A 21,642-nucleotide genomic window follows, 5' to 3' on the forward strand; every position below is an offset into this window, starting at 1 on the left:
GCTCCATCGAATTAGTAAAGTAATCTGAGTAATCCCCCGACCCGTCAAACGGAGACACCCCCCTCATGCATGACGACACCTCTCTCACCGTCGGCCGCGTCAAGCGGGTGCTCGATGAGCGCATCCGCCCCGCCATCCACTCGGCCGCTGTGCCGCTGACGGTGGAGCGCAACGAGCTGCCGGGCGAGCCGATCGCGCCCGCAGACGGCCTGGCGCTGCCCTTCGCCCCGGACTCCGTGCCGAGCGTGTGGGGACCCGCCTGGTCGACGACCTGGTTCAAGCTCACCGGTCGCGTGCCGGCGGAGTGGGCCGGCCGCAGGGTCGAGGCCGTCATCGACCTCGGCTTCGACATCAACATGCCGGGCTTCCAGTGCGAGGCGCTCGTCTATCGCGCCGACGGCACCCCGGTGAAGAGCATCAACCCGCGCAACCAGTGGCTGCCCATCACCGAGACCGCCGACGGCGACGAGCCGGTCGAGCTGTACCTCGAAGCCGCCGCCAACCCCGTGCTGCTCGATTACCACCCCTTCCTGCCGACGCAGGAGGGCGACATCCGCACCTCCTCCACGGAGCCGCTGTACCGCACGCGCCGCATCGACCTCGCCGTCTTCGAGAGCGAGGTGTTCGAGCTGTCCCTCGACCTCGAGGTGCTGTTCGAGCTGCAGGCCGAGCTCCCCGCGACCTCCCCGCGCCGCATGCGGATCCTGCAGGCGATGGACGACGCCCTCGACGTGCTCGATCTGCAGCGCATCGCCGCCACGGCATCCGATGCCCGCGCGCGGCTCGCCGACGTCCTCGCGGCGCCCGCCGAGGCGAGCGCCCACCGCATCTCGGCCATCGGGCACGCCCACATCGACTCCGCCTGGCTGTGGCCCGTGCGCGAGACGATCCGCAAGGTCGCCCGCACCACGTCCTCGATGACGACGCTCCTCGAGGAGCAGCCCGAGTTCCAGTACGGCATGTCGAGCGCACAGCAGTACGCGTGGCTCAAGGAGCACCGCCCTGAGGTGTACGCGCGGGTCAAGGCCGCCGTCGCCGACGGGCGCTTCCTGCCGCTGGGCGGCATGTGGGTCGAGTCCGACACGGTGATGCCGACAGGTGAATCGCTCGTGCGGCAGTTCTCCTGCGGCCAGCGGTTCTTCGAGAGCGAGTTCGGCATCCGATCGAAGGGCGTGTGGCTGCCCGACAGCTTCGGTTACTCGCCCGCCCTCCCGCAGCTCATGCGCCGGGCCGGGTTCGAGTGGTTCTTCACGCAGAAGATCTCGTGGAACCAGCAGAACGTCTTCCCGCACCACACCTTCCTCTGGGAGGGCATCGACGGCTCGCAGATGTTCACGCACTTCCCGTCGATGGACACGTACAACTCCCAGCTCAGCGGCATGGAGGTGGCCAAGGCCTCGCGGCAGTTCAAGGAGAACCGCCTGAGCTCGCGCTCGATCGCCCCCGTCGGCTGGGGAGACGGCGGCGGAGGCACCACCCGCGAGATGACCGGCAAGGCCACCCGCCTCGCCGATCTCGAAGGCAGCGCCCAGGTCGTGTGGGAGCACCCCGACGTCTTCTTCGACGCCGCGCGCGCCGAGCTGCCGCACCCCGCGGTGTGGGTCGGCGAGCTCTACCTCGAACTGCACCGCGGCACGCTCACCAGCCAGCACGCCACGAAGGCGCTGCACCGCTGGGCCGAGCACGCGCTGGTCGAAGCCGAGCTGTGGGCGGCGACGGATGCCGTGCGCACCGGCGCCGCGTACCCGCAGGAGGCGCTCGACCGCCTGTGGCAGACGGTGCTGCTGCACGAGTTCCACGACATCCTCCCCGGCACCTCCATCGCCTGGGTGCACCGCGAGGCCGTCGAGGTGCTGTCCGGGGTGCTCGACGAGGCGCGAGCGCTCGCCGACGACGCCCGTCGCTCTCTCGCGGGGGAGGGCGACCGCGAGCTGCGCTTCGTGCCCAGCTCCGTCGGTGCGGGCGGTGCGGGCGGTGCGGGTCGGGCGCTGGGCGCCGCGTTCGCCGAGGCCACGGCCGCGGCATCCGTCTCCCTCGCCGAGGAGAGCGGCGGCTGGCGTCTGGAGAACGACCTCGTGTCGGTGCTCATCTCGGCCGACGGGCTGATCGTCTCCGCGGTCGACCGGGCCTCCGGGCGCGAGGCCGTCGCCGAGGGCGCCGCCGCGAACCTGTTCCAGCTGCACCAGGACTTCCCGAACATGTGGGACGCGTGGGACATCGACCGCTACTACCGCAACAGCGTCGACGACCTCACCGAGGTCTCCGAGATCACGGCATCCGTGGTCGACGGCGCCGCCGTCGTGAAGGTCGTCCGCCCGTTCTCGGAGTCGTCGATCGCGCAGACGATCATCCTCCGCCCTGGGTCGCGCACGGTGCTCCTGCGCAACGAGATCGACTGGCACGAGACCGAGAAGCTGCTCAAGCTCGCCTTCCCGCTCGACATCCAGGCCGCGCACACCGAGGCCGAGACGCAGTTCGGGTACCAGTCGCGCGTGACGCACACGAACACCAGCTGGGAGGCCGCCAAGTTCGAGACGTCCATGCACCGGTTCGTGCTGGTGCGCGAGCAGGACTTCGGCGTCGCTCTGGTGAACGACTCCATCTACGGCTACGACACCTCGCGCGAGGTGCACGACGACGCGGTCACCACGACGGTGCGGCTCTCGCTGCTGCGCGCCCCGCGCTTCCCCGACCCCGACACCGACCACGGTCACCACGAGATCGAGATCGGCTTCGTGATCGGGGCGGATGCCGCGATCGCCACCGCCGAGGGCATCGCGCTGAACTCCCCGGCCACGGTCGTGCAGGGCGCCCGCGAGGTCGCGCCGCTCGTGTCGGTGCAGGGCGACGGCATCGTCGTGTCGGGCGTGAAGCTCGCCGACGACGGCTCGGGAGACGTGATCGTGCGGCTCTACGAGGCGCTCGGACGCCGTGCGACCGGTTCGATCACGGCGGACTTCGAGCACAGCGGGATCCGCGAGGTGAGTCTCATCGAGGACGCGCTGGACGAGCCGCGACTCGGCGGAGAGCTGCGACTGCGTCCCTTCGAGGTGCGCACGCTGCGCATCGTGCGCTGAGCCCCTGCGGGCGGTTCCCGTCGCGAAAGATCTCGGAATAGCGCCGAGATGGCGGGATCTTTCGCGACGGGAGCAGGCGGCGTGTCCTCAGGAGGCGCGGAACGCCTCGAAGTCGGCGCGCGAGACGTCGGCGTAGGCGCGGGCCCAGTCGAGCAGCGCCGATGCGACGGCGCGGCCTCCGCCGATGTACCCCGCGACCTCGGATGCCGTGACCGACTGGCTGTGCGCGCGGGCGACGGTCGCCGCGCACGCCTGCGCATAGGTCACGAAGGGTCCGTCGTCGAGCTCCTCGACCTCGATGCTGCCCTTCATGTCGTGGAACTGCCGCACGTAGAAGTCGGCGTTCGGCGACCGCAGGTGACCGAGGAACGGGTCGGAGAGCGCCTGCAGGATGCGCTGCATCGACACGACACGGGCCCCCTCTCCGTGCGCCCCGATCAGCTCCTGCAGCGCTGGCGGCTGCTCGACGCGGCCGTACTCGACGAGCACGCTCTGCGCGGCCTCCTTCGGCTGCATCAGCACGGTGCTGTCCTCGCCGTCCTGGAAGAGCACCAGGTAGCAGCGGGTGCCGACGCTGCCGACCCCGACGACGCGCCGTGCGACGTCGCTGACCGTGTAGTGCTCGAACAGCAGCGCCACGTCGGGGCTCGCCGTCCGGCGGTACTGGTCGACGAGGTCGTGCACGACGGCGAGCAGGTCGTCGGCGACGGGGGCGGTCGTCGGCTCCTGGTGGAGGAAGCGCCGGCGTCCGTCGGCATCCACCTGCGTCAACCGCCGGACCGCCCGCTCGCCGGTGCGACGCTCGGCCTGCTTCACCGCGCTGCGGATCGCCTTCTGCGACGCCCTGTCGAGCATGCTGCGGGTCTGGTCGACGTCGAAGTGCGTGAAGTAGCGGTCCTTAGGGCTGAGCGCGGTGGCCCTCGCGATGCCGCGGGAGTACGTGGTGACGGCGGCGAGGGCGGCCTGGTCGATCACGGCATCCGTGCGCCCGGACGCCTGACCGCCGATCACGATGCTCGCGACGAGCCGCTTCACGTCCCACTCCCACGGCGCCCAGGCGGCCTCGTCGAAGTCGTTGAGGTCGAACATGAGGCTGCGCTGCGGCGACGCGTAGAAGCCGAAGTTCGACACGTGGGCATCTCCGCAGGACGCGACGAGGATGCCGCTGTGCGGAGCGTCGGCGAGATCGGCTGCCATGAGCGCTGCTGTTCCGCGGTAGAAGGCGAACGGGCTCGCCGACATGCGCTCGGTGCGCAGCGGCACGAGGTCCTGCAGCCGCGTGCGGTTCTGCCTCTCGAGGATGCCGAGCGGATCGCGAGCGCCCGTGGAGTGCTCAGCCAGCATGCGCCGCGGGGTGCTCTTGCGCGCCTCGGCTCCCTTCTGGAGGAGGGCGGCGTGCGAGGGCGGCGGTGTCCACAGTGCGACCATTCCGTCATTGTGGCAGGAGTCCGAGCGGAGGACGATGGCGGGATGGCGAACATCGACGACGTGCGGGAGATCGCGATGGCGCTCCCCGGGGTGGAGGAGCGCACCGGCGGTCACACGGGGGAGCCGGCATGGCGGCTGAAGAGCGGTCAGATCGCCTGGATCCGAGGGCCGAGGGCGACGGATCTGCGCCAGCTGGAGGAGCTCGGCCGCTCCTGGCCGGACGGCCCCGTGCTCGGGGTGCGCGTCGGGTCGCTGGAGGAGAAGGCTGCGCTGCTCGCCGCCGAGCCGGATGCGCTGTTCAGCATCCCCCATTTCGACGGGTATCCGGGGCTGCTCATGCGACTCGATGCGATCGACCGCGACCGCCTGGCGGAGATCATCGCCGACGCGTGGCTGCTGCGCGCTCCGGCGCGGATCGCGAAGGAGTGGCTCGCGGAGCGCGGGCTGGAGTAGGGCCGCTCCCTGCTGAGACGTCATCTGCGCTAGAACGGAGACATGAGCGCAGACGTGACGGGAATCGGTGGACTCTTCTTCCGCAGCAGGGACCCGGAGGCGCGTGCCGCCTGGTACCGCGATCACCTCGGTATGGCGGCCGGACACGATGGTCTCTGGCAGCAGGATGCGGGAATGACGGTGTTCGCGCCGTTCCCCGCCGACAGCGACTACTTCGAGTCGGATCAGCCGTTCATGCTGAACCTGCGGGTCGCTGATCTGGACGCCCTCGCTGCGCGTCTCGCCGCATCCGGCATCCCGGTCGAGCGCCGCGACGAGTGGAACACGGCCGACTACGGAACCTTCGCTCGTATCCATGACCCGGAAGGACTCCCGATCGAGCTGTGGCAGCCGCCGTCCGGAGCGTGATCAGGCGGGAGGCAGCCGCAGCACCTCGGGCGACTCCCCGCCGGTGAGATCGTCGGCGATGCGGATGCTGCGCGCCAGTTCGTCGAGCGCGCCGATCAGGGTGCCGAAGCGCTCGCGCTCGCCGCAGATCGCCGTGAGCGTCACGAGATGCGTTCCGGTGTCCCACGTGTAGGACGCGAAGGGCGGAGAGGAGGGCGACGCCGGCATCGGCACGACGAGCTTCTCGCCCCGGCCGAGCCATCGGCTCTGGAACGACTCGGTGTCGTCGTAGTCCATCGGCATCGACGCCCGCGCGATGCGCACGTCAGGGGTGATCGCCTGCGCCGTGACCATCGCGACGACGAGTTCGGGGTCGGCCTTCCACGTCCACACCAGCACGCGGCCGTCCGCGCGCTTCATGAGCAGCGGCGCCGCCTGGCTCATCACCCATGCGCCGAACTTCGACCCGGGGCGCTCGACGGCGCCCAGAGCGGAGTTCGCCTGACCCAGCAGCATCCGGATCGCGGCCTTGCGATGGCGGCGGCCCTTGAATCCGAGCGAGTCCGTCACGGGGATCCAGAGCTGGGGGTCGGCGTCGGCGATCAGTCGCATGACACCACGGTAGGGGGTGAGCCTGTGCGGATGCCGGTGCGCGAACGGAACAGGACGCCGCTATCGTGACCCTGGGCGGAGTTCTGGGAGGGCAGCGCATGAGCGGGTTCGAGCGTCGGACGATCACGATCGATCGCCGCGATCAGCGGGCCGTGCTCGGCGGCCACGTCAGACAGTCGCGCAGGGTCTTCGTCCTGCTCGGGGTCGTCGTCGTGCTGTTCGCCGTGGCGGCCGGGCTCAGCGCCCTCGACGGTTCGTCGTCGTCCGTCTGGGGGATCGCCGTGGGCAGCGTGTGCCTCGTCGTCGTGCTGGTGGCGCTCCTGATCGGGAACCAGGCCCTGATGGTCCGCCGGCAGCTGCCGCTCGGCGCTGAGTTCAGCCTCATGGTCTCCGACGACACCCTCGACATCGACGGGCCCGGCGGCGCCGATCGCATCCGGTGGCGTCAGCTGTCGGACCTGACGAGGATCGGCGGCGGCGTCTACGTCACGATCGCCCCGTCGAACGCGCGCCTCGGGCTGCCGGGACGACTCATCGGAGATGACGCGCTGGCGCAGGCCGTGGAGTCGATCCGCCTGGCCGACGGCGTCGGCGGTCGTGCGGACGACATCGCTTCCGCCTCCGCGGACGCTTCCGCATCCGCAGACGCTTCCGCTCGCGCACACGCTTCCGTAGACGTGCCCGCATCCGCCGTCGCAGACGCTGTCCCGTCGGCTCCCGCGCTCAGCGCCTCCATCGTGTTCGCTGCGGGCGACCAGCGCGTCGCGCGCGCCGCGCTGCTGCGTCGGTCGGGACCGCTCCTCGCCGTCTTCGGGGTCCTCGGTGCGGTCGGCATCACCGGACTCGCGGCGGGAGCCACCGGCATCCTGCCTCGCGACACGATGGGGTTCTCGGCCGTCGTCGTGGCGCTCGCCGTCGTGTGCCTGATCGTCCTGGTCGTGGCGGTGAGCCGTGCGGTCCGCCGGACCCTCGCGCTCGGTACGGCGCAGACCCTCACGCTCGCTCCGGACGCCCTCGAGCTGACCGGCCCCGGTGGCGAGACGCGACTGCTCTGGAGCCGGCTGTCCGGACTCAGGCGCGCGGGAGGCGCCGTGACGGTGAAGACGCTGCCGTCGCGGACGACGCTCCTGTTCGTGGGGCGCCTCATCGACGACGAGATGTACGCCGCGATCGAGCAGCGGATCGAGTCGGCGCAGAGGAGCGGAGCGGACTCTCACCGGGCCTGACTGTGCGGATGCCGGTACGCCTGAGCCGCGGGATCAGGGGCCTCCGGTAAAGTGGCGACCGCCCGACCAGGGCTTTCCTTGGCCGCCGAACCGTAAGGCAGCATGTCCTCTTCTCCCATCGATTCGACGAGTGCCCCCGCACCCGCGCCTCGCGCGCTGAAGATCCTCATCGGGTGCGACACCTTCGCGCCCGACATCAACGGCGCCGCCCGCTTCGCCGAGCGCCTCGCCGCCGGACTCGTGCAGCGGGGCCATGACGTGCACGTCGTCGCCCCCAACCAGGCCTACCGTCGTGCCGCTGCGCGCACCGAGGTCATCGAGGGCGAGCCCATGACGCTGCACCGTCTGCCGTCGGTCCGCTGGGTCGCGCACGACTGGATCCGCTTCGTGTGGCCGTGGCGCTCGAAGCACTACGCGCGTCAGATCATCGACCAGGTGAAGCCCGACGTGGTGCACATCCAGTCGCACATCGTCATCGGCCGCGGGCTCGCCCGCATCGCCCACGAGCGCGGCATCCCCGTCATCGCGACGAACCACGTCATGGCGGAGAACATCCTCGACCACTCGATGATGCCCAAGTTCATCGACGACCTCGTGCTCAAGTACGCGTGGGCCGACGCGAAGAACACCTTCGACCTCACCCGCGCGGTGACCACCCCGACGCGTCGCGCGGCGGATTTCCTCGAGAAGACGGTCGACGTGAAGGGCGTGATCCCGATCAGCTGCGGCATCGACCGCACGCAGTACACCCCGGTCATCGGCCCGCGCGAGAAGAACCGCATCATCTTCGTGGGGCGACTCACCGCCGAGAAGCAGGTCGAGGTCATCCTGCAGGCGATGACGAAGCTCGACCCGGCACTCGACGCGACGTTCGACATCGTCGGCGGCGGCGACCAGCGCAAGAACCTCGAGAACCTCACCGTCAAGCTCGGGCTCGGCGACCGCGTCACCTTCCACGGGCGCACGACCGACGAGCAGCTGCGCGCGCTGCTGTCGCGGGCCTCGGTGTTCGCGATCGCCTCGATCGCCGAGCTGCAGTCGATCGCGACGATGGAGGCCATGGCCTCGGCGCTCCCGATCGTCGCCGCGGATGCCGTCGCCCTCCCGCACCTCGTGCACGACGGCGAGAACGGCTACCTGTTCGAGCCGGGGAGCGTGGAGGAGCTCGCCGCACGCCTCACCGACGTGCTGACCGCCGACAAGGCGGAGTACGAGCGGATGCAGCAGGCCTCCCTCGACGGCGTCGCGATCCACGACATCAACCGCACCCTCGACACCTTCGAGGCTCTGTACCGCGACGAGAAGCTGCCCGAGTAGCGGGCGGCCCGGCGCGATGCACATCGTCTTCTTCGGCGATCAGCACCTCGACTCCCTCGGCGGGGCGCAGGTGTCGATGCGGCTGCAGCGCGAGTTCCTCGAACGCGCCGGTCACACGGTCACCGTCGTCGCGCCGAGGATGCACGGACCGCGCGCCGGCGGCTTCGACGCGGCGAACGTCGATCTGCCGTCGATGCCGATCACCGCAGACCGCGAGTACTCGATGAGCTGGCCGGGGCGCTCCACCGACCGCTTCCTCGACCGCGCGATGACGCGGCGTCCGCCCGTCGATCTCGTGCACGTGCAGGCCGACTTCTGGGGCGGCTTCATCGGGCACAGGTATGCGGAGCGCCACGGCATCCCCGTCGTGCACACGATGCACAACCGCGTCGACGTCGGCATCCGCGCGGTCACGCCGCTCGCCGCTCCCGTGCTGGCCTTCCTGAACGCGTGGCGCCGTCGTGCGCTGCGCGGCTCGGGCTCGGGGACCGACGGCTGGGCGTTCCTGCGGGGGCTCGCCGCCGGAGCCGCCGCGGTCACGGCGCCCTCGACGCACTTCGCCCGCAGGCTCGAGGAGCACGATGTGTTCTCCCCGGTCGACGTGGTGTGGAACGGCATCGACGACGACGTGCGCGAGGCGACCCTCGCGGCGGCACCGGAGGAGCGGACGCCCGGCCGGCCGCGCTTCGTGTGGCTCGGACGGATGAGCCCCGAGAAGCGGCTGCTCCCGTTCCTGGAGGCGTTCGTCGCCGCGGGGGTCGACGCCGACCTCGAGATCATCGGGGGCGGTGCGCAGCGAGCAGCCGCGGAGAAGATCGTCGCGGGGCTCCCGCACGTGCGGTTCGCGGGAAAGCTCAGCTACCCCGAGACGCTCGCCCGCATCGCGGCGGCCGACGCCCTCGTGCAGACCTCGATCGGCTTCGAGACCCAGGGCATGACCCCCTTCGAGGCGGCGACCCTCGGCACCCCGTCGGTGATCAGCGACCCGGACATCGCGGCAGAGCTCGGCGGCGGCCTGTGGGCGGTGCCGGATGCCGACGGCGACGAGCCGCGACGCATCGCCGCGCTCGCGGAGACGCTGCGGCAGGCGGCATCCGACATCGCGGGAGGCACCGCACCCGTGCCGCTGCCGTCCGTCGCCGAGGCGTTCCGTCAGTCGTCGCGCACGGCGGCGATGGTCGAGGTGTACGAGCGGGTGCTCGCCGGAGCTCGCTGAGCAGGACTCACGGTCGTCAGCTCTTCGCGCCGGTCAGGGCGAGCGTGCCGCCGAGGCCGATCATCATGACGCCGCCGGCGCCCGAGAGCGTCGACATGCGCCGCGGAGAGCGCGCGAACCAGGCGCGGGCGGTCCCTGCGGCGAGAGCCCAGACGCTGTCGCAGACCAGCGCCAGGGTCTGGAAGATCAGCCCGAGCAGCAGGAGCTGCGCCCACACCGGGCCCGCGGCAGGCGACACGAACTGGGGCAGGACCGCGACGAAGAACGCGATGGTCTTCGGGTTGGTCACGCCGACGACGAAGCCCTGGCGCAGGAGCTTTCCGGCGGACGCGGGTTCGCGCGCGGCATCCGCACGGTGATCGTGCCGGTGGCGGATCGCCTGGATGCCGAGCCACACGAGGTAGGCCGCGCCGACGATCTTGATGACCGTGAAGGCGAGCGCGGACGAGGCGACGATGGCTCCGACGCCGAAGGCGACGGCGACGACGGCGGGGACCGTGCCGAGCGCGTTGCCCACCACGCTCAGCACACCCGCGCGTCGGCCGAGGGAGAGGGAGCGTCCGATCACGAACAGCACGCTCGGGCCGGGGATGACGATGATCACGACCGAGGCGACGACGAACGCCACGAGGCTGTCCAGGGGGAGCATGAGCCGACCCTACACCTCGGTGTCAGAGCGCCGGGGAGTCGTCGACAGGTTCAGAAGTAGGAGTAGACCAGCGACGATCCCCACCCCGCGACCTGGGTGACCACCGTCGCGCCGACGATGCCGATGGCGATACACGGAAGGAGACGCGACCCGGAACGACGCAGAGCCATGGTGGCGAGCGTGACCGCGGCAAGACCGGCAAGGAACAGGACGACCGCGGTCACGCCAGGGAGGAGGACCGCGATGTCGTAGTCGCCGCGGGAGAGGAGAAACGAACGGAGCACCCCAGACACAGGGCCCGCGATGGTCGCGAGTGCGGCGAACGCGAGGGCTGTCCGGTTGAGCGGATCGGACGCGCTGCCCGGGGTCGTGAACCGGGGATCGGCAGGGGGCACCAGGGAGGTCGGGTACTGCGGAGGGGTGCCGTGCGGTTGGCCGACGTGGAACGGGTGAGGATCGCTCATGATGGCTCCGGCCTGTCAGAGGGACATGTAGAAGAGGGTGGACATCCTCGACACCGCGGCGCCGACGAGCACGGCGATCGCGATGCCGATCGCAAGGCCCGTGAGCCCGCGGGGCCCGGGACGGCGGAGTGAGAAGAGTCCGAGCGTGAGCGCGAGCACCGAGGCCGCGACGGCGAGGAAGCTGACGAACGCGTAGATCGCGTCCGCGGCGAGCGGCGTGGAGTACCCGATCAGCCGGATGACGGCCGGAAAGGCGAGCACGGGCGCCACGCTCATTCCCAGGCCGATGAGCGCGATGACGAAGGCGATCCGACCGGAGGCCGACGACTGCAGAGGGGGAGTCGAGAACTGCGGGGGGTCGAGACGACGCGCTGTCGTATCGGCGAGGGATGCGGCGGCGGGTCCCGAGGTCGGGAACGGCGCGGGATGCGGGGCGCCGACGGGGTGCCCGACCCGCTGATACGGCGCGGTCTCGGGCGGGTGGCCCTGCGGGCCGCCGTACGGCTGAGGAGGAGGCGGTGCGGACTGCGGCTGAGGAGGATGCGGTGCGGGCTGAGGCTGAGGAGGATGCGGTGCGGACTGGGGCTGAGCGCTCGGCTGAGGAGGATGCGGTGCGGACTGCGGCTGAGGAGTCGGCTGTCCGTACGGCGGGACAGGAGGCTGCAGGGGCTCGCTCATGCAGTCGAGCGTAGCCCCGGCATCCGACGGACGGGGAGACCTACCGGTACACGTGCCCGAGCTCGGCCCGGTCGAGGGCATCGTGCTCGGCGACGCGGTTCCAGTCGGTGGGCGTGCGGCGGTAGCCGTCGCGACGCAGTTCGATGACGGTGGCGATGAGCCCCCACACGCTGAGGGCGATGAGTGCGAAGACGAGTATCATGGCAGAAACACTACGATCAGTGTTGATCCGCCACGAGTGGCAGAATAGACTATGAACGCATGAAATCTGCCAAAGAACGGACGCGCTCATGAAGACGGTCGCCTGCATCATCCAGGACGGTTTCGCCCCCTTCGAGTTCGGCGTCGCCTGCGAGGCCTTCGGTCTCGACCGCAGTGACGAGGGGGTGCCGAGCTTCGACTTCCGCGTCGTCGCGCCGCGGGCCGGTGTCGTGAACTCGAAGATGGGGTTCTCGGTCAACGTCGAGAACGACCTGTCCTTCGCCTACGAGGCCGACCTCGTCGTCTTCTGCCCGCTGCCGCGCGAGTACTGGGCGCAGATCGATCCGCTGCTGCTCGATGTCGCGCGCGACGCCGTGGCCCGAGGCGCGTGGGTCATGAGCGTGTGCAGTGGCTCCTTCATCCTGGGGGCTGCGGGCGTGCTCGACGGACGCCGAGCCACCACGCACTGGATGTACGCGCACCACATGGCGGAGATGTACCCGCAGATCGACATCGACCCGGATGTGCTGTTCGTGCAGGACGGCCGCATCATCACGAGCGCCGGCACCGCCGCCGGCATCGACGCGTGCCTGCACCTGCTGCGGCTGGAGATCGGCGCCGAGCTGACCAACCGCGTCGCCCGTCGCATGGTCGTCCCCCCGCAGCGCGACGGCGGGCAGGCGCAGTTCATCGATCGCCCGATCCCGCACGGCAACGGGGACTCGCTGTCGGCGGTCGCGGACTGGGCCGTCGAGAATCTGCGCGACGATCTGGGCGTCGAGCGCCTGGCCGCGAGGGCGCTCATGTCGCCCCGCACCTTCGCCCGTCGGTTCAAGGCCGAGTACGGTGCGACGCCCGCGGCCTGGCTCGGCCGACAGCGGATCATCCACGCGCAGCGGATGCTGGAGCGCACCGACCTCGCGCTCGATCAGATCGCCGACGAGTGCGGCTTCGGCTCCGCTGCCGTGCTGCGGCAGAACTTCACCCGCATGCTCGGCACGACGCCGACCGCCTACCGCGCGCGCTTCTCCTGCGCGTCCGACGAGGCCTCCGCGGCGTAGCGCCGCATCCGTTCGCGTTCCCGTCGCAAGAAGTCCCGGTCTCTGCTTCTCATAGCGGGATCTTTTGCGACGGGAGCGGACGCGGCGAGGCTCAGGAGGCCTTGGGGAAGAGGATGCGGAAGGCGCGCAGGTAGCGGTCGGTGCGCTCGGGCATGGAGAAGTCGGGGTCGATGTAGACGAGCGGGGACTCGCGGTCGTCGCGGACCTTCGGCGTCTGGTCGTCGTGCGTCATGTCGGTCACCTCTCCGTTGAGCTAGATTCCATAATTCGGAAGTTTACTTCTGATTTATGGAAGAATAGCGCGATGGCCGCGATCCGGTCAAGGGGTGCACGCCGAAGCGCCCGGGTCGGCAGACGACCCGGGCGCTCTGTTCGGAGGATCAGCTGCAGGTCATCGACCCTGCGCGCAGGGCGTGGCCTCCCGTGTCGCCGTCATCCGCCCAGACGGCGTAGCGAGATCCGCTGACGCACTGCGGGGCGAGGGCGAATCCCTCGTTGTTGATGTTCGGCATCCCGCTCGGGCGGTCGTGGTGCGCGACCTCCGTGAACGAGCCGGAGGTGATCTTCAGCGCAGCCACCTCGCCGTCGCAGGTGTCGTCGCACACGCTCCACAGCGTGTGCGTGCTCGGCTGGTACTCCAACTCCATGACGGCGTCGAAGCCCGAGCCGAAGGTCGCGACTCTGGTGAAGCCGCCACTGAGGTTCAGCGCGTAGGCGTAGACGTCGCCCGTGGCTTCCAGGCCGACGAAGAACAGGCCGCCGCCGTGGTTCGCGTAGGACGAGGGCGAGTACGCCGCCCCCGTGCGCTGGTCGATGAAGCCGTCTGCGACGAGGTCGGCATCCGGGATCCAGGCGATCGACTCGAGGCTGTCGTTCGCGCCCACCGAGGGCAGGTCGGACGTGAGGTTCCACTCCTTGACCGCCGTCAGCGATCCGGAGCCCGATCCCGGCTGGTAGCGCAGGATCGACGGACGGCTCGTGTTCTTGCTCGATCCGTTGCGCTCGGAGGCGACGAACAGGTCGGTTCCGACGGCCGCGACGCCCTCGGCGTCGACCGTGCCCGAACCGCTCGGGAAGCGCAGGGTGCGTCCGCCCGACCAGCCGGAGGAATCCGCCCAGGTCGTGCCCTGGCGGACGAGGCGGTGCAGCGTGCCGGAGCCGTTGTTCACGGCCCACAGCACCGAGCCGTCGGCGGAGAACGACAGGCCGCTCATGTCGGTGTCGAACGTGTCGGTGGCGTCGGCGACCGTGATCTGCGACGAGCCCGGCCAGGCCGGTCCGGTCGGCGTCGTCGGGGTCGGAGTGGGCGTCGGGGTGGGCGTCGGCGTGGGGGTGCCGCCGCCGGTGAGGGTGTAGGCCTCGACCTCGAACAGGGAGTAGCCGTAGGCGGTTCCTCGTGCGGTGCCGTAGATGCGCAGGTAGCGGCCGGTGCCGTTGAGGTTGGTGAACTCGTCGGTGCCGCCGTTGCCCGCGGCCTCGGTGGCGAGGGTGGTCCAGGTGGTGCCGTCGGTGGAGACCTCGACGCGGTACTTGGACGCGTAGGCGGCTTCCCACTTCAGGACGACCTTGTCGACCTTGGACCCTGCGCCGAGGTCGATGCGGATCCACTGCGGGTCCACGCCTTCGACGCTCGACCAGCGGCTGGTCGCGTTGCCGTCGACCGCCTTCGCGCCCTCGAAGCCCGAGCCCTCGGACGACGATGCCGTGACCGGCTTGTTCTTCGAGATCAGCGTCGCGGTGCCGGGTGTGGGCGTCGGCGTCGGTGTGCTGGTCGGAGTCGGCGTGGGGGTCGGCGTCGTACCTCCGACGGGCCAGTGCGGGGTGGGGTTGGTGGGGATCGAGTACGGGTCGCCGTAGACGGACCAGCTCAGCGGGGTGTTGAGGGTGAGGTTGCCGGCGTTGAGCCAGACGCGCTGCGCGTTCTCGATGCGGCTGACGTCCTCGTGCGCGGCCTCCTTCTTCATCTCGACCACACGCGCGTCGAGGAAGGCCTTGAGGTAGGCGGTCTCGGTGCCGCCGGCGGCCGGCGTCTTCGCCTTCTTCTTCGCCTGCGTGCGCACGTCCTCGAGCCCGGAGTAACCGTGCACGACGGCGGCGTCGTAGTACGCGAACTGCCCGAGCGGACCGACGCCGTCGGCGATCGCGAGGTCGACCGCGGGGTCGAAGTACTGCACGGTGACCTCGTCGCGCTGCGCCTGCTGGAACGCGGGCACCGCACCCTCGGCGCGCCAGTCGGCCATGTACGCCTCGCCGAGCGGCGCCGTGTTGTCGGTGCCGTCGACCTGCTCCAGCTCGTCGATCCACTTCGCGAGGCGGTTGTTCGGGTACTTCTGGGTGTAGTTCTGCACGAGCACGAGCATGTCGTGGGTGCCGGACGTGAAGCCCACGATGCCGGCGGTGAGGCCGCGGCCGTCGGGGTAGGGCTCGATGTAGCTGTACTGGTCGTACCAGTTCAGCGAGGAGTTCTCAGCCGAGGTGATGATCTCCTGGGCGATCTCCCGCTTCACGGGGTCGCGCAGGGTGATGGTCGTCGTCGCCTGGGCCGAGGTGGCGATCAGGCCGGTGAGCGGTAGTGCGACTGCGGCTGCCAGCAGGGCCAGCAGTGGTCGACGGTGGCGCATTGTTCCTCCGGTGGGGTGGGGGCAGAACCTTTAGGAAACGTTCTTTACGAAGAGTTATACCTGAGGAACCCGCCCGGAGCAATGGGTCGAGGCGAGAAGGCGCGACGCGTCAGGACGCCGGCGCCGCCCAGTGCGCCGGCGTCGGCAGCGCGTGATAGTCCAGGTCGATGCCCCGGTCGGAGACGGATGCCGTGCAGTACAGTAGCGACTGCGTCGGATACCCGTGGGGCCGGTTGTCGCGGATGATGGCCCTGTCGTCTTCGGGGGAGAGGCGGGCGGATGCCGCCAGCATCCCCACCCACTCCGCTCGCCAGTCGGCGCTCGCGGAGGTCGGTCCGAGAGAGCGGAACTCCGGCAGCCACGCCGCGATGCGCGGCGTCTCCTCGTCGTCGAGATCATCGTGCGCGATCATGTGCGTGCCGGGCTCGATGGGCGTCTCCCGGAGCGTCGCGCCGTCCCAGCTGAGCACGCGGGCGCCCTCCGGACCGACCTCCAGGAGGTTGAAGCCGTGCATCCTCTCGGGGGCGACGGGCGAGCGCCCCATGACCGACTCCAGGGCGAGCGACCCTCGTGATAGCGCCTGATCCGCGGGCAGATCGAGCACGTCGGCGCGGTTCAGCAGCACCGCGAGACGGCGCTCCGCCGGGTTCGCGGCGAGCCAGGCACCTCCGGCGCGGCGGTCGCGGATGCCGATCACGCCCGGATGGCTCTCCGGCCACCAGGCGCCGGGCTCGTCCCAGTCGCGCTGCGGGTCCTCATCGCGCACCGCGAGCAGACGGACGGATGCCGCGTCTGCCGCGTCGACGATGACGGTGCACATCAGTGATCCCCTCCGGAGAGCTGATCGAGCACGTGGTCGAGCACGCCGTCGAGCACGGCGAGACCGTCGCGGACGCCCCCCGTGGATCCGGGCAGGTTCATCACGAGGCATCCGCCGGCGATGCCCGCCACGGCCCTGCTGAGCACGGCGGTCGGCGTCACGGCGGCGCCGCGGCGCCGGACCTCCTCGACGATGCCCGGCAGCTCCGTATCGAGCAGAGCGCGGGTCGCCTCCGGAGTGCGGTCGTCGGGCGAGATCCCCGTGCCGCCGGTCGTGAGCAGGACGGACGGATGCTGCGACAGCAGCGCCGCGAGGGCATCGGCGACCCCGGCATCCGCCGTCACCTCGACCCGCACGTCGAAGCCGCGATCACGCAGCCACTGGGCGATCACCGGGCCGGTGCGGTCGTCATACACGCCGCTCGCGGCCCTGGTCGACACCACGAGCACGTGAGCCGTGCGGGTCACGGGCGCGACCAGTCGCCGCTCTTGCCGCCCGACTTCGCGAGCACGAGCACATCGGTGATGACGGCGTGCTTGTCGACGGCCTTGATCATGTCGTACAGCGTCAGCGCCGACACGCTCGCCGCCGTGAGGGCCTCCATCTCGACCCCGGTGACGCCGTTCGTCACGGCGGTCGCGACGATGCGCACTCGATCGCCCCGGGGCTCCAGGTCGACCGACAGCTTCGTCAGAGGCAGCGGATGGCACAGCGGGATCAGCGTCGACGTCTGCTTGGCGCCCATGATGCCGGCGAGCCGCGCCGTGCCCAGCGCCTCGCCCTTGGGCAGCGAGCCGTCGGCGATCATCGCCACGACCTCCGGCGTCGTCACGAGCACGGCCTGTGCGGATGCCTCTCGACGGGTCACCTGCTTCTCGGTGACGTCGACCATGTGCGCCGACCCGTCTGCTCGCAGGTGCGAGAGCTCACTCATCGATCCTCCAGACCTCGACCTCGGCGCCGGCGGGAAGCGCGGCGATGCCCGTCGGCACATGAACCAGAACCGTGGCGCGCGCGTAGTCGTGCAGCAGATGCGACCCCGGCGCCCCCACCGCGACACTGCCGTCGTCGCGCAGCATCCCTCGGCGGATCTGGTGCTTGCCCTGCGGTGACTCGATCGCGTGCGCGAGCGGCAGCCACGACACCTCGCGCCGTTCGCGCAGGCCCGCAGCCCGCCGCAGCAGCGGGCGCAGGAACATCTCGAAGGACAGCAGCGCCGACACCGGGTTGCCGGGGAACGCGATGACCGGAAGATCCGGGAGCCCCTCGCGCCGGAGGAGGCCCGCGCCCTGCGGCCCGCCCGGCTGCATGGCGACGTGCCCGAAGCTCACGCCGCGGGGTTCGAGGGCATCGCGCACGACCTCGAAGGCGCCGGCGCTCACGCCGCCGGTCGTGACCAGCAGGTCGGCCTCGGGGTGCGCGGCGACGACCGCCAGCAGGGCGGACGCGTCGTCGGGGGCCGCCGCACAGGCGACCTCGGCGCCGACGTCGACGAGGGATGCCGCGAGCGAGGCCGTGTTCGCGTCGTGGATCTGACCGGAGTCGAGAGGTTCGCCCGGGGCGCGCAGCTCGTGCCCCGTCGAGACCAGGAGCACCGTGAGGCGCGGACGCACAGGGGCGGACGTGAGCCCGACCGCGGCGAGAGCGGCAAGTTGCGCGGGTCCGAGGCGCGTGCCCGCGGCGAGCAGCGACTGCCCCGCGGTGACATCGCTGCCGACCTCGCGCACGAAAGCCCCCGTCGCTGCGGGGGCCGAGAACGCCACCCCGTCGCTCGGATCGCCCTGCGCGCCGCCGATGCCGAGGAAGCGCGGGGGATCCACCGCCTCGATCTGCACGACCGCATCGGCGCCCTCGGGGATGGCGGCTCCCGTCATGACCGGGGTCGCCGTGCCGGGCTCGTGCACGCCCGCGGCATCGCCCGCCGCGCGCACGCGTCCGATGGGGAGCCGCACCGGCCGCGCCTCGGTCGCCGCGGCGAGGTCGGCGGAGCGCACGGCGTAGCCGTCCATCTGCGAGTTGGTGAACGGAGGAACCGGGATCGGGCTGGCGATGTCGGCGGCCAGCACGCGGCCCCTGGCCGGACCCGCGGGAGCGAGCGGCACGGTCTCGGCGTGCGCCGGATCGGCGAGCGCGGAGAGCACGGGAGCGAGCAGGGCGGCGACGGCGGCTGCGTGCTCGTCGAGGGTCACGGTCATCGCGTCACCCGCCCGCGAACGGGGGGAGGATGTCGACGCGCTCGCCGGCGGGCAGTGCCGGGTCGCGGCGCACGACGCCGTCGACGAGGAACGACCCGCTCTTCAGCACGCGGGACATGGGGTCGCCGTAGCGGCCGATGAGCGCCTCGCGAAGCGCCCCGAGGGTGTGGTCGGCTCCGAGGTCGAGCTCTTCCGCCTCGCGCCCCGCGGCCTCGGCGGCCGCGGCGAAGTACCGCAGCATCACGATCGCCATGCCGCTCATCCTATGACGAGCGGCGGACACCGGGCCCGCCGCCCCGGCCTGCGCCGGACGTAGACTGGCGCGCATGACTCCTGGGCTCATCGAACCGGGGCCGGCGCTGGAGCCCGACCGCATCACCCGGTACAGCCGTCAGCTCATGCTGCCGGGCTTCGGCGAGACGGCGCAGCGGCGGCTCGCCGCATCCCGCGTCCTGGTGATCGGCGCGGGCGGCCTGGGGAGCGCCCTCGTCCCCGCGCTCGCCGGAGCCGGCGTCGGCACGATCGGCATCGTCGACGACGACCTCGTCGAGCTCTCCAACCTGCACCGCCAGCTCAGCCACGGTGTGGCCGACATCGGTCGGGCGAAGGTCGACTCGCTGGCTGAGACCGTGCGGGCGATCGACCCCGCCTGCACCGTGCACCGGCACCGCGAGCGGGCGGTGGCGGCGAACCTCCCCGGACTCCTCGCCGACTACGACCTGCTCGTCGACGGGAGCGACAACTTCGCCACGCGCTACCTCGCGAACGACGCCGCGGAGCTCGCGGGGAAGCCCCTGGTGTGGGGGTCGATCCTGCGCTTCCACGGTCAGGTGGGCATCGCGTGGAGGGGGCACGGCCCGACGTTCCGCGACCTGTTCCCCGCGCCGCCCCCCGCCGACGAGGCGCTCTCGTGCGAGCTCGGCGGAGTGCTGCCCAGCCTGTGCACGGCCATCGGATCGCTCATGGCGACCGAGGTCGTCAAGCTGATCACCGGCGTCGGAGAGGCACTGCTTGGCCGCGTGCTGTTCTACGACGCGCTCACCGCCCGCACCCGGGAGATCGCCTACGCGGTCGACGAGACGCGCGAGGAGCTCACGGGGCTCGACGACTACGAGGTCCTGTGCGGCACGGCACCCGACCCCGGCGCCTCGATCTCCGCGGCCGAGCTCCTGCGCAGGCGGCGGGCGGGGGAGCGGATGCTGCTGCTCGACGTCCGCGAGGCTGAGGAGGCCGCGCTGCGTCGGATCCCCGGAGGGAGCCTCCTCCCGGTCGGGCGGATCGACGCGGGGGAGAGCCCGGAGACCGCGCTGCCCGTCGTGGTCTACTGCGAGAAGGACCCGCGCTCCCGCCGGGCCGCCGCGGCGCTGCGCGAACGCGGATTCGACGCGGTCCACGTCGTGGGCGGCATCCGCTCGTACGTCGAGATCGGCGGAGAGGTCGTCGGCGACGTCGACCGCCTGACAGACACGTCCGCCGCGCGCGGAGAAGGAGTTCCCGCATGACCTTCGCCCTGATCACCGACGAGCCGATCGACGAGGCGGCCGTCCGCGGCGCCGTGGGCGGAGACGCCGACGGCGCGGTCGTGATGTTCTGCGGCGTGGTGCGCGACCACGACGGCGGACGGGCGGTGCGCGCGCTGGACTATCGGGCGCACCCCGACGCCGAGCGGTTCCTGCGCGAGATCGTCGAGCACACGGCAGCCGAGACCGGGATGAGGGTGGCGGCGGCGCACCGCATCGGCGATCTGCGCATCGGCGACATTGCGCTGTTCGCGGCGGCATCCGCCGGCCACAGGGCCGCCGCGTTCGAGGCGTGCGAGCGCCTGGTCGAGGAGATCAAGCGCGGCGTGCCCATCTGGAAACGCCAGCACTACGACGACGGCGTCTCCGAGTGGGTCGGCCTCTGACCGCCAGCGGCTCCCCCCGTGGTCGTTGAGCGAGGAGCGCAGCGACGAGACGAAACGTCGTGTCAGCTGTACGACGCGGGGCTGCGCGTGCCGTGTCTGCGTTTCGTCTCGCTGCGCTCGCTCAACGACCGGGGGTTGGGGGTGGGGCGTGTCGTCTCGCTACGCTCGCTCAACGACCGGGGCGAGGGCGGTCAGCCGCCGATGTAGCTCATCTCGATGCGCTGGCGTGCGGCGCGCAGCTCGGGGGTGAGGTCGGCGCGGATCTCGGAGTAGCGGTCGTCGCGCGCGGCCCAGATGCCCGCCATCGCCGCGGACAGCTCGTGGTCCGACGCGCCGCCGCGGAGCAGTGCGCGCAGGTCGTGCCCCTCGGTCGCGAACAGGCAGGTGAAGAGCCGCCCCTCGGTCGAGATCCGCGCGCGGTTGCAGGTGCCGCAGAACGTGTTGGTGACGGAGGAGATGATCCCGATCTCGCCCGAGCCGTCGGCGTAGCGCCAGCGCTTCGCGGTCTCGCCCGTGGCACTGGCCCCCACCGGCTCGAGCGGGAACAGCGCGCCGATGCGCTCCACGATCTCGGCAGCCGAGACCACCTCGTCCAGCTCCCAGCCGTTCGAGGTCCCGACGTCCATGTACTCGATGAACCGCAGCGTGTACGGGGTGTCCTTGAAGCGGGCGGCCATCGCCTCGATCTCGCCGTCGTTGAGCCCTCGCTTGACGACCATGTTGATCTTGATGGGGCCGATGCCCGCCGCCCGCGCGGCCTCGATGCCCTCCAGCACCCGTGACACGGGGAAGCGGACGTCGTTCATGCGCTGGAACAGCTCGTCGTCGAGGGTGTCGACCGAGACGGTGAGCCGGTCGAGCCCCGCGTCCTTGAGCGCCTGCGCCTTCACGGCGAGGGCGGAGCCGTTCGTGGTCAGCGCGATCTCGACCCTGTCGCCGTCCGGCGTTCGCAGCGCCGAGAGGCGGGAGATGAGATCCTCGATGCCGCGGCGCAGCAGGGGCTCCCCGCCGGTCAGCCGCAGCTTGCGGACGCCGTGGTCGACGGCGATCCGCGAGAGGCGCTCGATCTCGTCGAAGCTCAGCAGCTCGTCGCGGTCGAGGAAGGCGTAGTCCCGCCCGAACACGGCACGCGGCATGCAGTACACGCAGCGGAAGTTGCAGCGATCGGTCACCGAGATGCGCAGATCGCGCAGCGGACGATCACGGGCGTCGAGGAGGCCGACGGACGGCAGGCGCAGCGCTCCGGCGGTGCCTGCACCGGTTCCGCGAGACGGCGTGATCCTCATCGTCCACCCTTTCGAGTGGCTACGGTAGCACCGGATGCCGGGAGT

At 71.0% G+C, this 21,642-nt stretch carries 23 protein-coding genes; 9 read left to right on the forward strand and 14 right to left on the reverse strand.

Annotated features, from left to right (window positions below):
- Positions 1–65 precede the first annotated feature (65 nt).
- Positions 66–3,077 carry an alpha-mannosidase gene (locus ACFVRO_RS05395; RefSeq protein WP_386950054.1) on the forward strand — a complete coding sequence of 1,004 codons (3,012 nt, stop codon included), beginning with the start codon at positions 66–68 and terminating at the stop codon, positions 3,075–3,077.
- An 87-nt stretch (positions 3,078–3,164) separates the two neighbouring features.
- Here the strand turns inward: ACFVRO_RS05395 and ACFVRO_RS05400 are convergent, their stop codons facing one another.
- Positions 3,165–4,505, reverse strand: coding sequence for a DUF2252 domain-containing protein (locus ACFVRO_RS05400; protein WP_386950057.1), 1,341 nt, complete (start codon positions 4,503–4,505; stop codon positions 3,165–3,167).
- A gap of 42 nt (positions 4,506–4,547) precedes the next feature.
- Here ACFVRO_RS05400 and ACFVRO_RS05405 point away from each other — a divergent pair, with 42 nt between their 5' ends.
- Positions 4,548–4,958, forward strand: a complete 411-nt coding sequence (locus ACFVRO_RS05405) for an MmcQ/YjbR family DNA-binding protein (protein ID WP_386950060.1) — start codon at positions 4,548–4,550, stop codon at positions 4,956–4,958.
- 42 nt (positions 4,959–5,000) lie between these two features.
- Positions 5,001–5,366 carry a VOC family protein gene (locus tag ACFVRO_RS05410; protein ID WP_386950063.1) on the forward strand — a complete coding sequence of 122 codons (366 nt, stop codon included), beginning with the start codon at positions 5,001–5,003 and terminating at the stop codon, positions 5,364–5,366.
- Here ACFVRO_RS05410 and ACFVRO_RS05415 read toward each other — a convergent pair whose 3' ends face one another.
- Positions 5,367–5,957, reverse strand: coding sequence for a hypothetical protein (locus ACFVRO_RS05415; RefSeq protein ID WP_386950066.1), 591 nt, complete (start codon positions 5,955–5,957; stop codon positions 5,367–5,369).
- 98 nt (positions 5,958–6,055) lie between these two features.
- Between ACFVRO_RS05415 and ACFVRO_RS05420 the strand changes: the two genes are divergently transcribed.
- From ACFVRO_RS05420 to ACFVRO_RS05430, 3 genes are all read left to right on the forward strand, one after another.
- Complete coding sequence (locus tag ACFVRO_RS05420; protein ID WP_386950068.1) at positions 6,056–7,183, forward strand: hypothetical protein; 1,128 nt, start codon at positions 6,056–6,058, stop codon at positions 7,181–7,183.
- 102 nt (positions 7,184–7,285) lie between these two features.
- Positions 7,286–8,500, forward strand: coding sequence for a glycosyltransferase (locus ACFVRO_RS05425; RefSeq protein ID WP_386950071.1), 1,215 nt, complete (start codon positions 7,286–7,288; stop codon positions 8,498–8,500).
- Positions 8,501–8,516: 16 nt separating this feature from the next.
- The gene (locus ACFVRO_RS05430) at positions 8,517–9,716 is read left to right on the forward strand and encodes a glycosyltransferase (RefSeq protein ID WP_386950074.1); all 1,200 of its coding nucleotides are present in this window, start codon (positions 8,517–8,519) and stop codon (positions 9,714–9,716) included.
- 16 nt (positions 9,717–9,732) lie between these two features.
- On the opposite strand, the gene ACFVRO_RS05435 is transcribed toward ACFVRO_RS05430, so the two are convergent.
- The 4 genes from ACFVRO_RS05435 to ACFVRO_RS05450 are packed head-to-tail and all read right to left on the reverse strand — an operon-like array spanning position 9,733 to position 11,709.
- Positions 9,733–10,365: a LysE family translocator gene (locus ACFVRO_RS05435; protein ID WP_386950077.1), complete on the reverse strand. Its 633-nt coding sequence runs from the start codon at positions 10,363–10,365 to the stop codon at positions 9,733–9,735.
- Between the two features lie 50 nt (positions 10,366–10,415).
- Positions 10,416–10,829, reverse strand: a complete 414-nt coding sequence (locus tag ACFVRO_RS05440; protein WP_386950080.1) for a hypothetical protein — start codon at positions 10,827–10,829, stop codon at positions 10,416–10,418.
- A 15-nt stretch (positions 10,830–10,844) separates the two neighbouring features.
- On the reverse strand, positions 10,845–11,507 hold the full coding sequence (locus ACFVRO_RS05445; protein ID WP_386950083.1) for a hypothetical protein: 663 nt from the start codon (positions 11,505–11,507) through the stop codon (positions 10,845–10,847).
- A 40-nt stretch (positions 11,508–11,547) separates the two neighbouring features.
- Positions 11,548–11,709 (reverse strand): hypothetical protein, encoded by a 162-nt coding sequence (locus tag ACFVRO_RS05450; RefSeq protein WP_181155953.1) that lies wholly within the window; start codon positions 11,707–11,709, stop codon positions 11,548–11,550.
- Positions 11,710–11,797: 88 nt separating this feature from the next.
- On the opposite strand from ACFVRO_RS05450, the gene ACFVRO_RS05455 reads away from it, so the two are divergent.
- Positions 11,798–12,769 (forward strand): GlxA family transcriptional regulator, encoded by a 972-nt coding sequence (locus tag ACFVRO_RS05455; RefSeq protein ID WP_105676360.1) that lies wholly within the window; start codon positions 11,798–11,800, stop codon positions 12,767–12,769.
- 91 nt (positions 12,770–12,860) lie between these two features.
- On the opposite strand, the gene ACFVRO_RS05460 is transcribed toward ACFVRO_RS05455, so the two are convergent.
- The 7 genes from ACFVRO_RS05460 to ACFVRO_RS05490 form a co-directional block, all read right to left on the reverse strand.
- Positions 12,861–13,001, reverse strand: a complete 141-nt coding sequence (locus ACFVRO_RS05460; protein WP_181155952.1) for a hypothetical protein — start codon at positions 12,999–13,001, stop codon at positions 12,861–12,863.
- Between the two features lie 148 nt (positions 13,002–13,149).
- The gene (locus ACFVRO_RS05465; protein ID WP_386950086.1) at positions 13,150–15,390 is read right to left on the reverse strand and encodes a chitosanase; all 2,241 of its coding nucleotides are present in this window, start codon (positions 15,388–15,390) and stop codon (positions 13,150–13,152) included.
- Between the two features lie 109 nt (positions 15,391–15,499).
- On the reverse strand, positions 15,500–16,210 hold the full coding sequence (locus ACFVRO_RS05470; protein ID WP_223585667.1) for an NRDE family protein: 711 nt from the start codon (positions 16,208–16,210) through the stop codon (positions 15,500–15,502).
- The gene (locus tag ACFVRO_RS05475; protein ID WP_386950089.1) at positions 16,210–16,677 is read right to left on the reverse strand and encodes a molybdenum cofactor biosynthesis protein B; all 468 of its coding nucleotides are present in this window, start codon (positions 16,675–16,677) and stop codon (positions 16,210–16,212) included. The genes ACFVRO_RS05470 and ACFVRO_RS05475 overlap by 1 nt, the downstream gene beginning before the upstream one ends.
- Positions 16,674–17,144 carry a cyclic pyranopterin monophosphate synthase MoaC gene (gene moaC / locus ACFVRO_RS05480; RefSeq protein ID WP_386950092.1) on the reverse strand — a complete coding sequence of 157 codons (471 nt, stop codon included), beginning with the start codon at positions 17,142–17,144 and terminating at the stop codon, positions 16,674–16,676. Before moaC ends, ACFVRO_RS05475 begins: the two co-directional genes overlap by 4 nt.
- On the reverse strand, positions 17,137–18,405 hold the full coding sequence (glp, locus tag ACFVRO_RS05485) for a gephyrin-like molybdotransferase Glp (RefSeq protein ID WP_386950094.1): 1,269 nt from the start codon (positions 18,403–18,405) through the stop codon (positions 17,137–17,139). The genes moaC and glp overlap by 8 nt, the downstream gene beginning before the upstream one ends.
- Before the next feature lie 4 nt (positions 18,406–18,409).
- On the reverse strand, positions 18,410–18,658 hold the full coding sequence (locus tag ACFVRO_RS05490) for a MoaD/ThiS family protein (protein ID WP_386950096.1): 249 nt from the start codon (positions 18,656–18,658) through the stop codon (positions 18,410–18,412).
- A gap of 73 nt (positions 18,659–18,731) precedes the next feature.
- Between ACFVRO_RS05490 and ACFVRO_RS05495 the strand changes: the two genes are divergently transcribed.
- Positions 18,732–19,907: a ThiF family adenylyltransferase gene (locus ACFVRO_RS05495; RefSeq protein WP_386950099.1), complete on the forward strand. Its 1,176-nt coding sequence runs from the start codon at positions 18,732–18,734 to the stop codon at positions 19,905–19,907.
- Positions 19,904–20,311 carry a molybdenum cofactor biosynthesis protein MoaE gene (locus ACFVRO_RS05500; protein WP_386950102.1) on the forward strand — a complete coding sequence of 136 codons (408 nt, stop codon included), beginning with the start codon at positions 19,904–19,906 and terminating at the stop codon, positions 20,309–20,311. The genes ACFVRO_RS05495 and ACFVRO_RS05500 overlap by 4 nt, the downstream gene beginning before the upstream one ends.
- 191 nt (positions 20,312–20,502) lie before the next feature.
- Here ACFVRO_RS05500 and moaA read toward each other — a convergent pair whose 3' ends face one another.
- Positions 20,503–21,597, reverse strand: a complete 1,095-nt coding sequence (gene moaA / locus ACFVRO_RS05505) for a GTP 3',8-cyclase MoaA (RefSeq protein ID WP_386950105.1) — start codon at positions 21,595–21,597, stop codon at positions 20,503–20,505.
- Positions 21,598–21,642 lie beyond the last annotated feature (45 nt).

Origin of the sequence: Microbacterium sp. NPDC057944 (assembly GCF_042887445.1) — a bacterium.
Lineage (GTDB): Bacteria > Actinomycetota > Actinomycetes > Actinomycetales > Microbacteriaceae > Microbacterium > Microbacterium natoriense.

Coding starts and splice junctions, on each gene's coding strand:
- ACFVRO_RS05395 (WP_386950054.1), top strand. CDS start 66: ATGCATGACGACACCTCTCTCACCGTCGGCCGCGTCAAGCGGGTGCTC.
- ACFVRO_RS05400 (WP_386950057.1), bottom strand. CDS start 4,505: ATGGTCGCACTGTGGACACCGCCGCCCTCGCACGCCGCCCTCCTCCAG.
- ACFVRO_RS05405 (WP_386950060.1), top strand. CDS start 4,548: ATGGCGAACATCGACGACGTGCGGGAGATCGCGATGGCGCTCCCCGGG.
- ACFVRO_RS05410 (WP_386950063.1), top strand. CDS start 5,001: ATGAGCGCAGACGTGACGGGAATCGGTGGACTCTTCTTCCGCAGCAGG.
- ACFVRO_RS05415 (WP_386950066.1), bottom strand. CDS start 5,957: ATGCGACTGATCGCCGACGCCGACCCCCAGCTCTGGATCCCCGTGACG.
- ACFVRO_RS05420 (WP_386950068.1), top strand. CDS start 6,056: ATGAGCGGGTTCGAGCGTCGGACGATCACGATCGATCGCCGCGATCAG.
- ACFVRO_RS05425 (WP_386950071.1), top strand. CDS start 7,286: ATGTCCTCTTCTCCCATCGATTCGACGAGTGCCCCCGCACCCGCGCCT.
- ACFVRO_RS05430 (WP_386950074.1), top strand. CDS start 8,517: ATGCACATCGTCTTCTTCGGCGATCAGCACCTCGACTCCCTCGGCGGG.
- ACFVRO_RS05435 (WP_386950077.1), bottom strand. CDS start 10,365: ATGCTCCCCCTGGACAGCCTCGTGGCGTTCGTCGTCGCCTCGGTCGTG.
- ACFVRO_RS05440 (WP_386950080.1), bottom strand. CDS start 10,829: ATGAGCGATCCTCACCCGTTCCACGTCGGCCAACCGCACGGCACCCCT.
- ACFVRO_RS05445 (WP_386950083.1), bottom strand. CDS start 11,507: ATGAGCGAGCCCCTGCAGCCTCCTGTCCCGCCGTACGGACAGCCGACT.
- ACFVRO_RS05450 (WP_181155953.1), bottom strand. CDS start 11,709: ATGATACTCGTCTTCGCACTCATCGCCCTCAGCGTGTGGGGGCTCATC.
- ACFVRO_RS05455 (WP_105676360.1), top strand. CDS start 11,798: ATGAAGACGGTCGCCTGCATCATCCAGGACGGTTTCGCCCCCTTCGAG.
- ACFVRO_RS05460 (WP_181155952.1), bottom strand. CDS start 13,001: ATGACGCACGACGACCAGACGCCGAAGGTCCGCGACGACCGCGAGTCC.
- ACFVRO_RS05465 (WP_386950086.1), bottom strand. CDS start 15,390: ATGCGCCACCGTCGACCACTGCTGGCCCTGCTGGCAGCCGCAGTCGCA.
- ACFVRO_RS05470 (WP_223585667.1), bottom strand. CDS start 16,210: ATGTGCACCGTCATCGTCGACGCGGCAGACGCGGCATCCGTCCGTCTG.
- moaC (WP_386950092.1), bottom strand. CDS start 17,144: ATGAGTGAGCTCTCGCACCTGCGAGCAGACGGGTCGGCGCACATGGTC.
- glp (WP_386950094.1), bottom strand. CDS start 18,405: ATGACCGTGACCCTCGACGAGCACGCAGCCGCCGTCGCCGCCCTGCTC.
- ACFVRO_RS05490 (WP_386950096.1), bottom strand. CDS start 18,658: ATGGCGATCGTGATGCTGCGGTACTTCGCCGCGGCCGCCGAGGCCGCG.
- ACFVRO_RS05495 (WP_386950099.1), top strand. CDS start 18,732: ATGACTCCTGGGCTCATCGAACCGGGGCCGGCGCTGGAGCCCGACCGC.
- ACFVRO_RS05500 (WP_386950102.1), top strand. CDS start 19,904: ATGACCTTCGCCCTGATCACCGACGAGCCGATCGACGAGGCGGCCGTC.
- moaA (WP_386950105.1), bottom strand. CDS start 21,597: ATGAGGATCACGCCGTCTCGCGGAACCGGTGCAGGCACCGCCGGAGCG.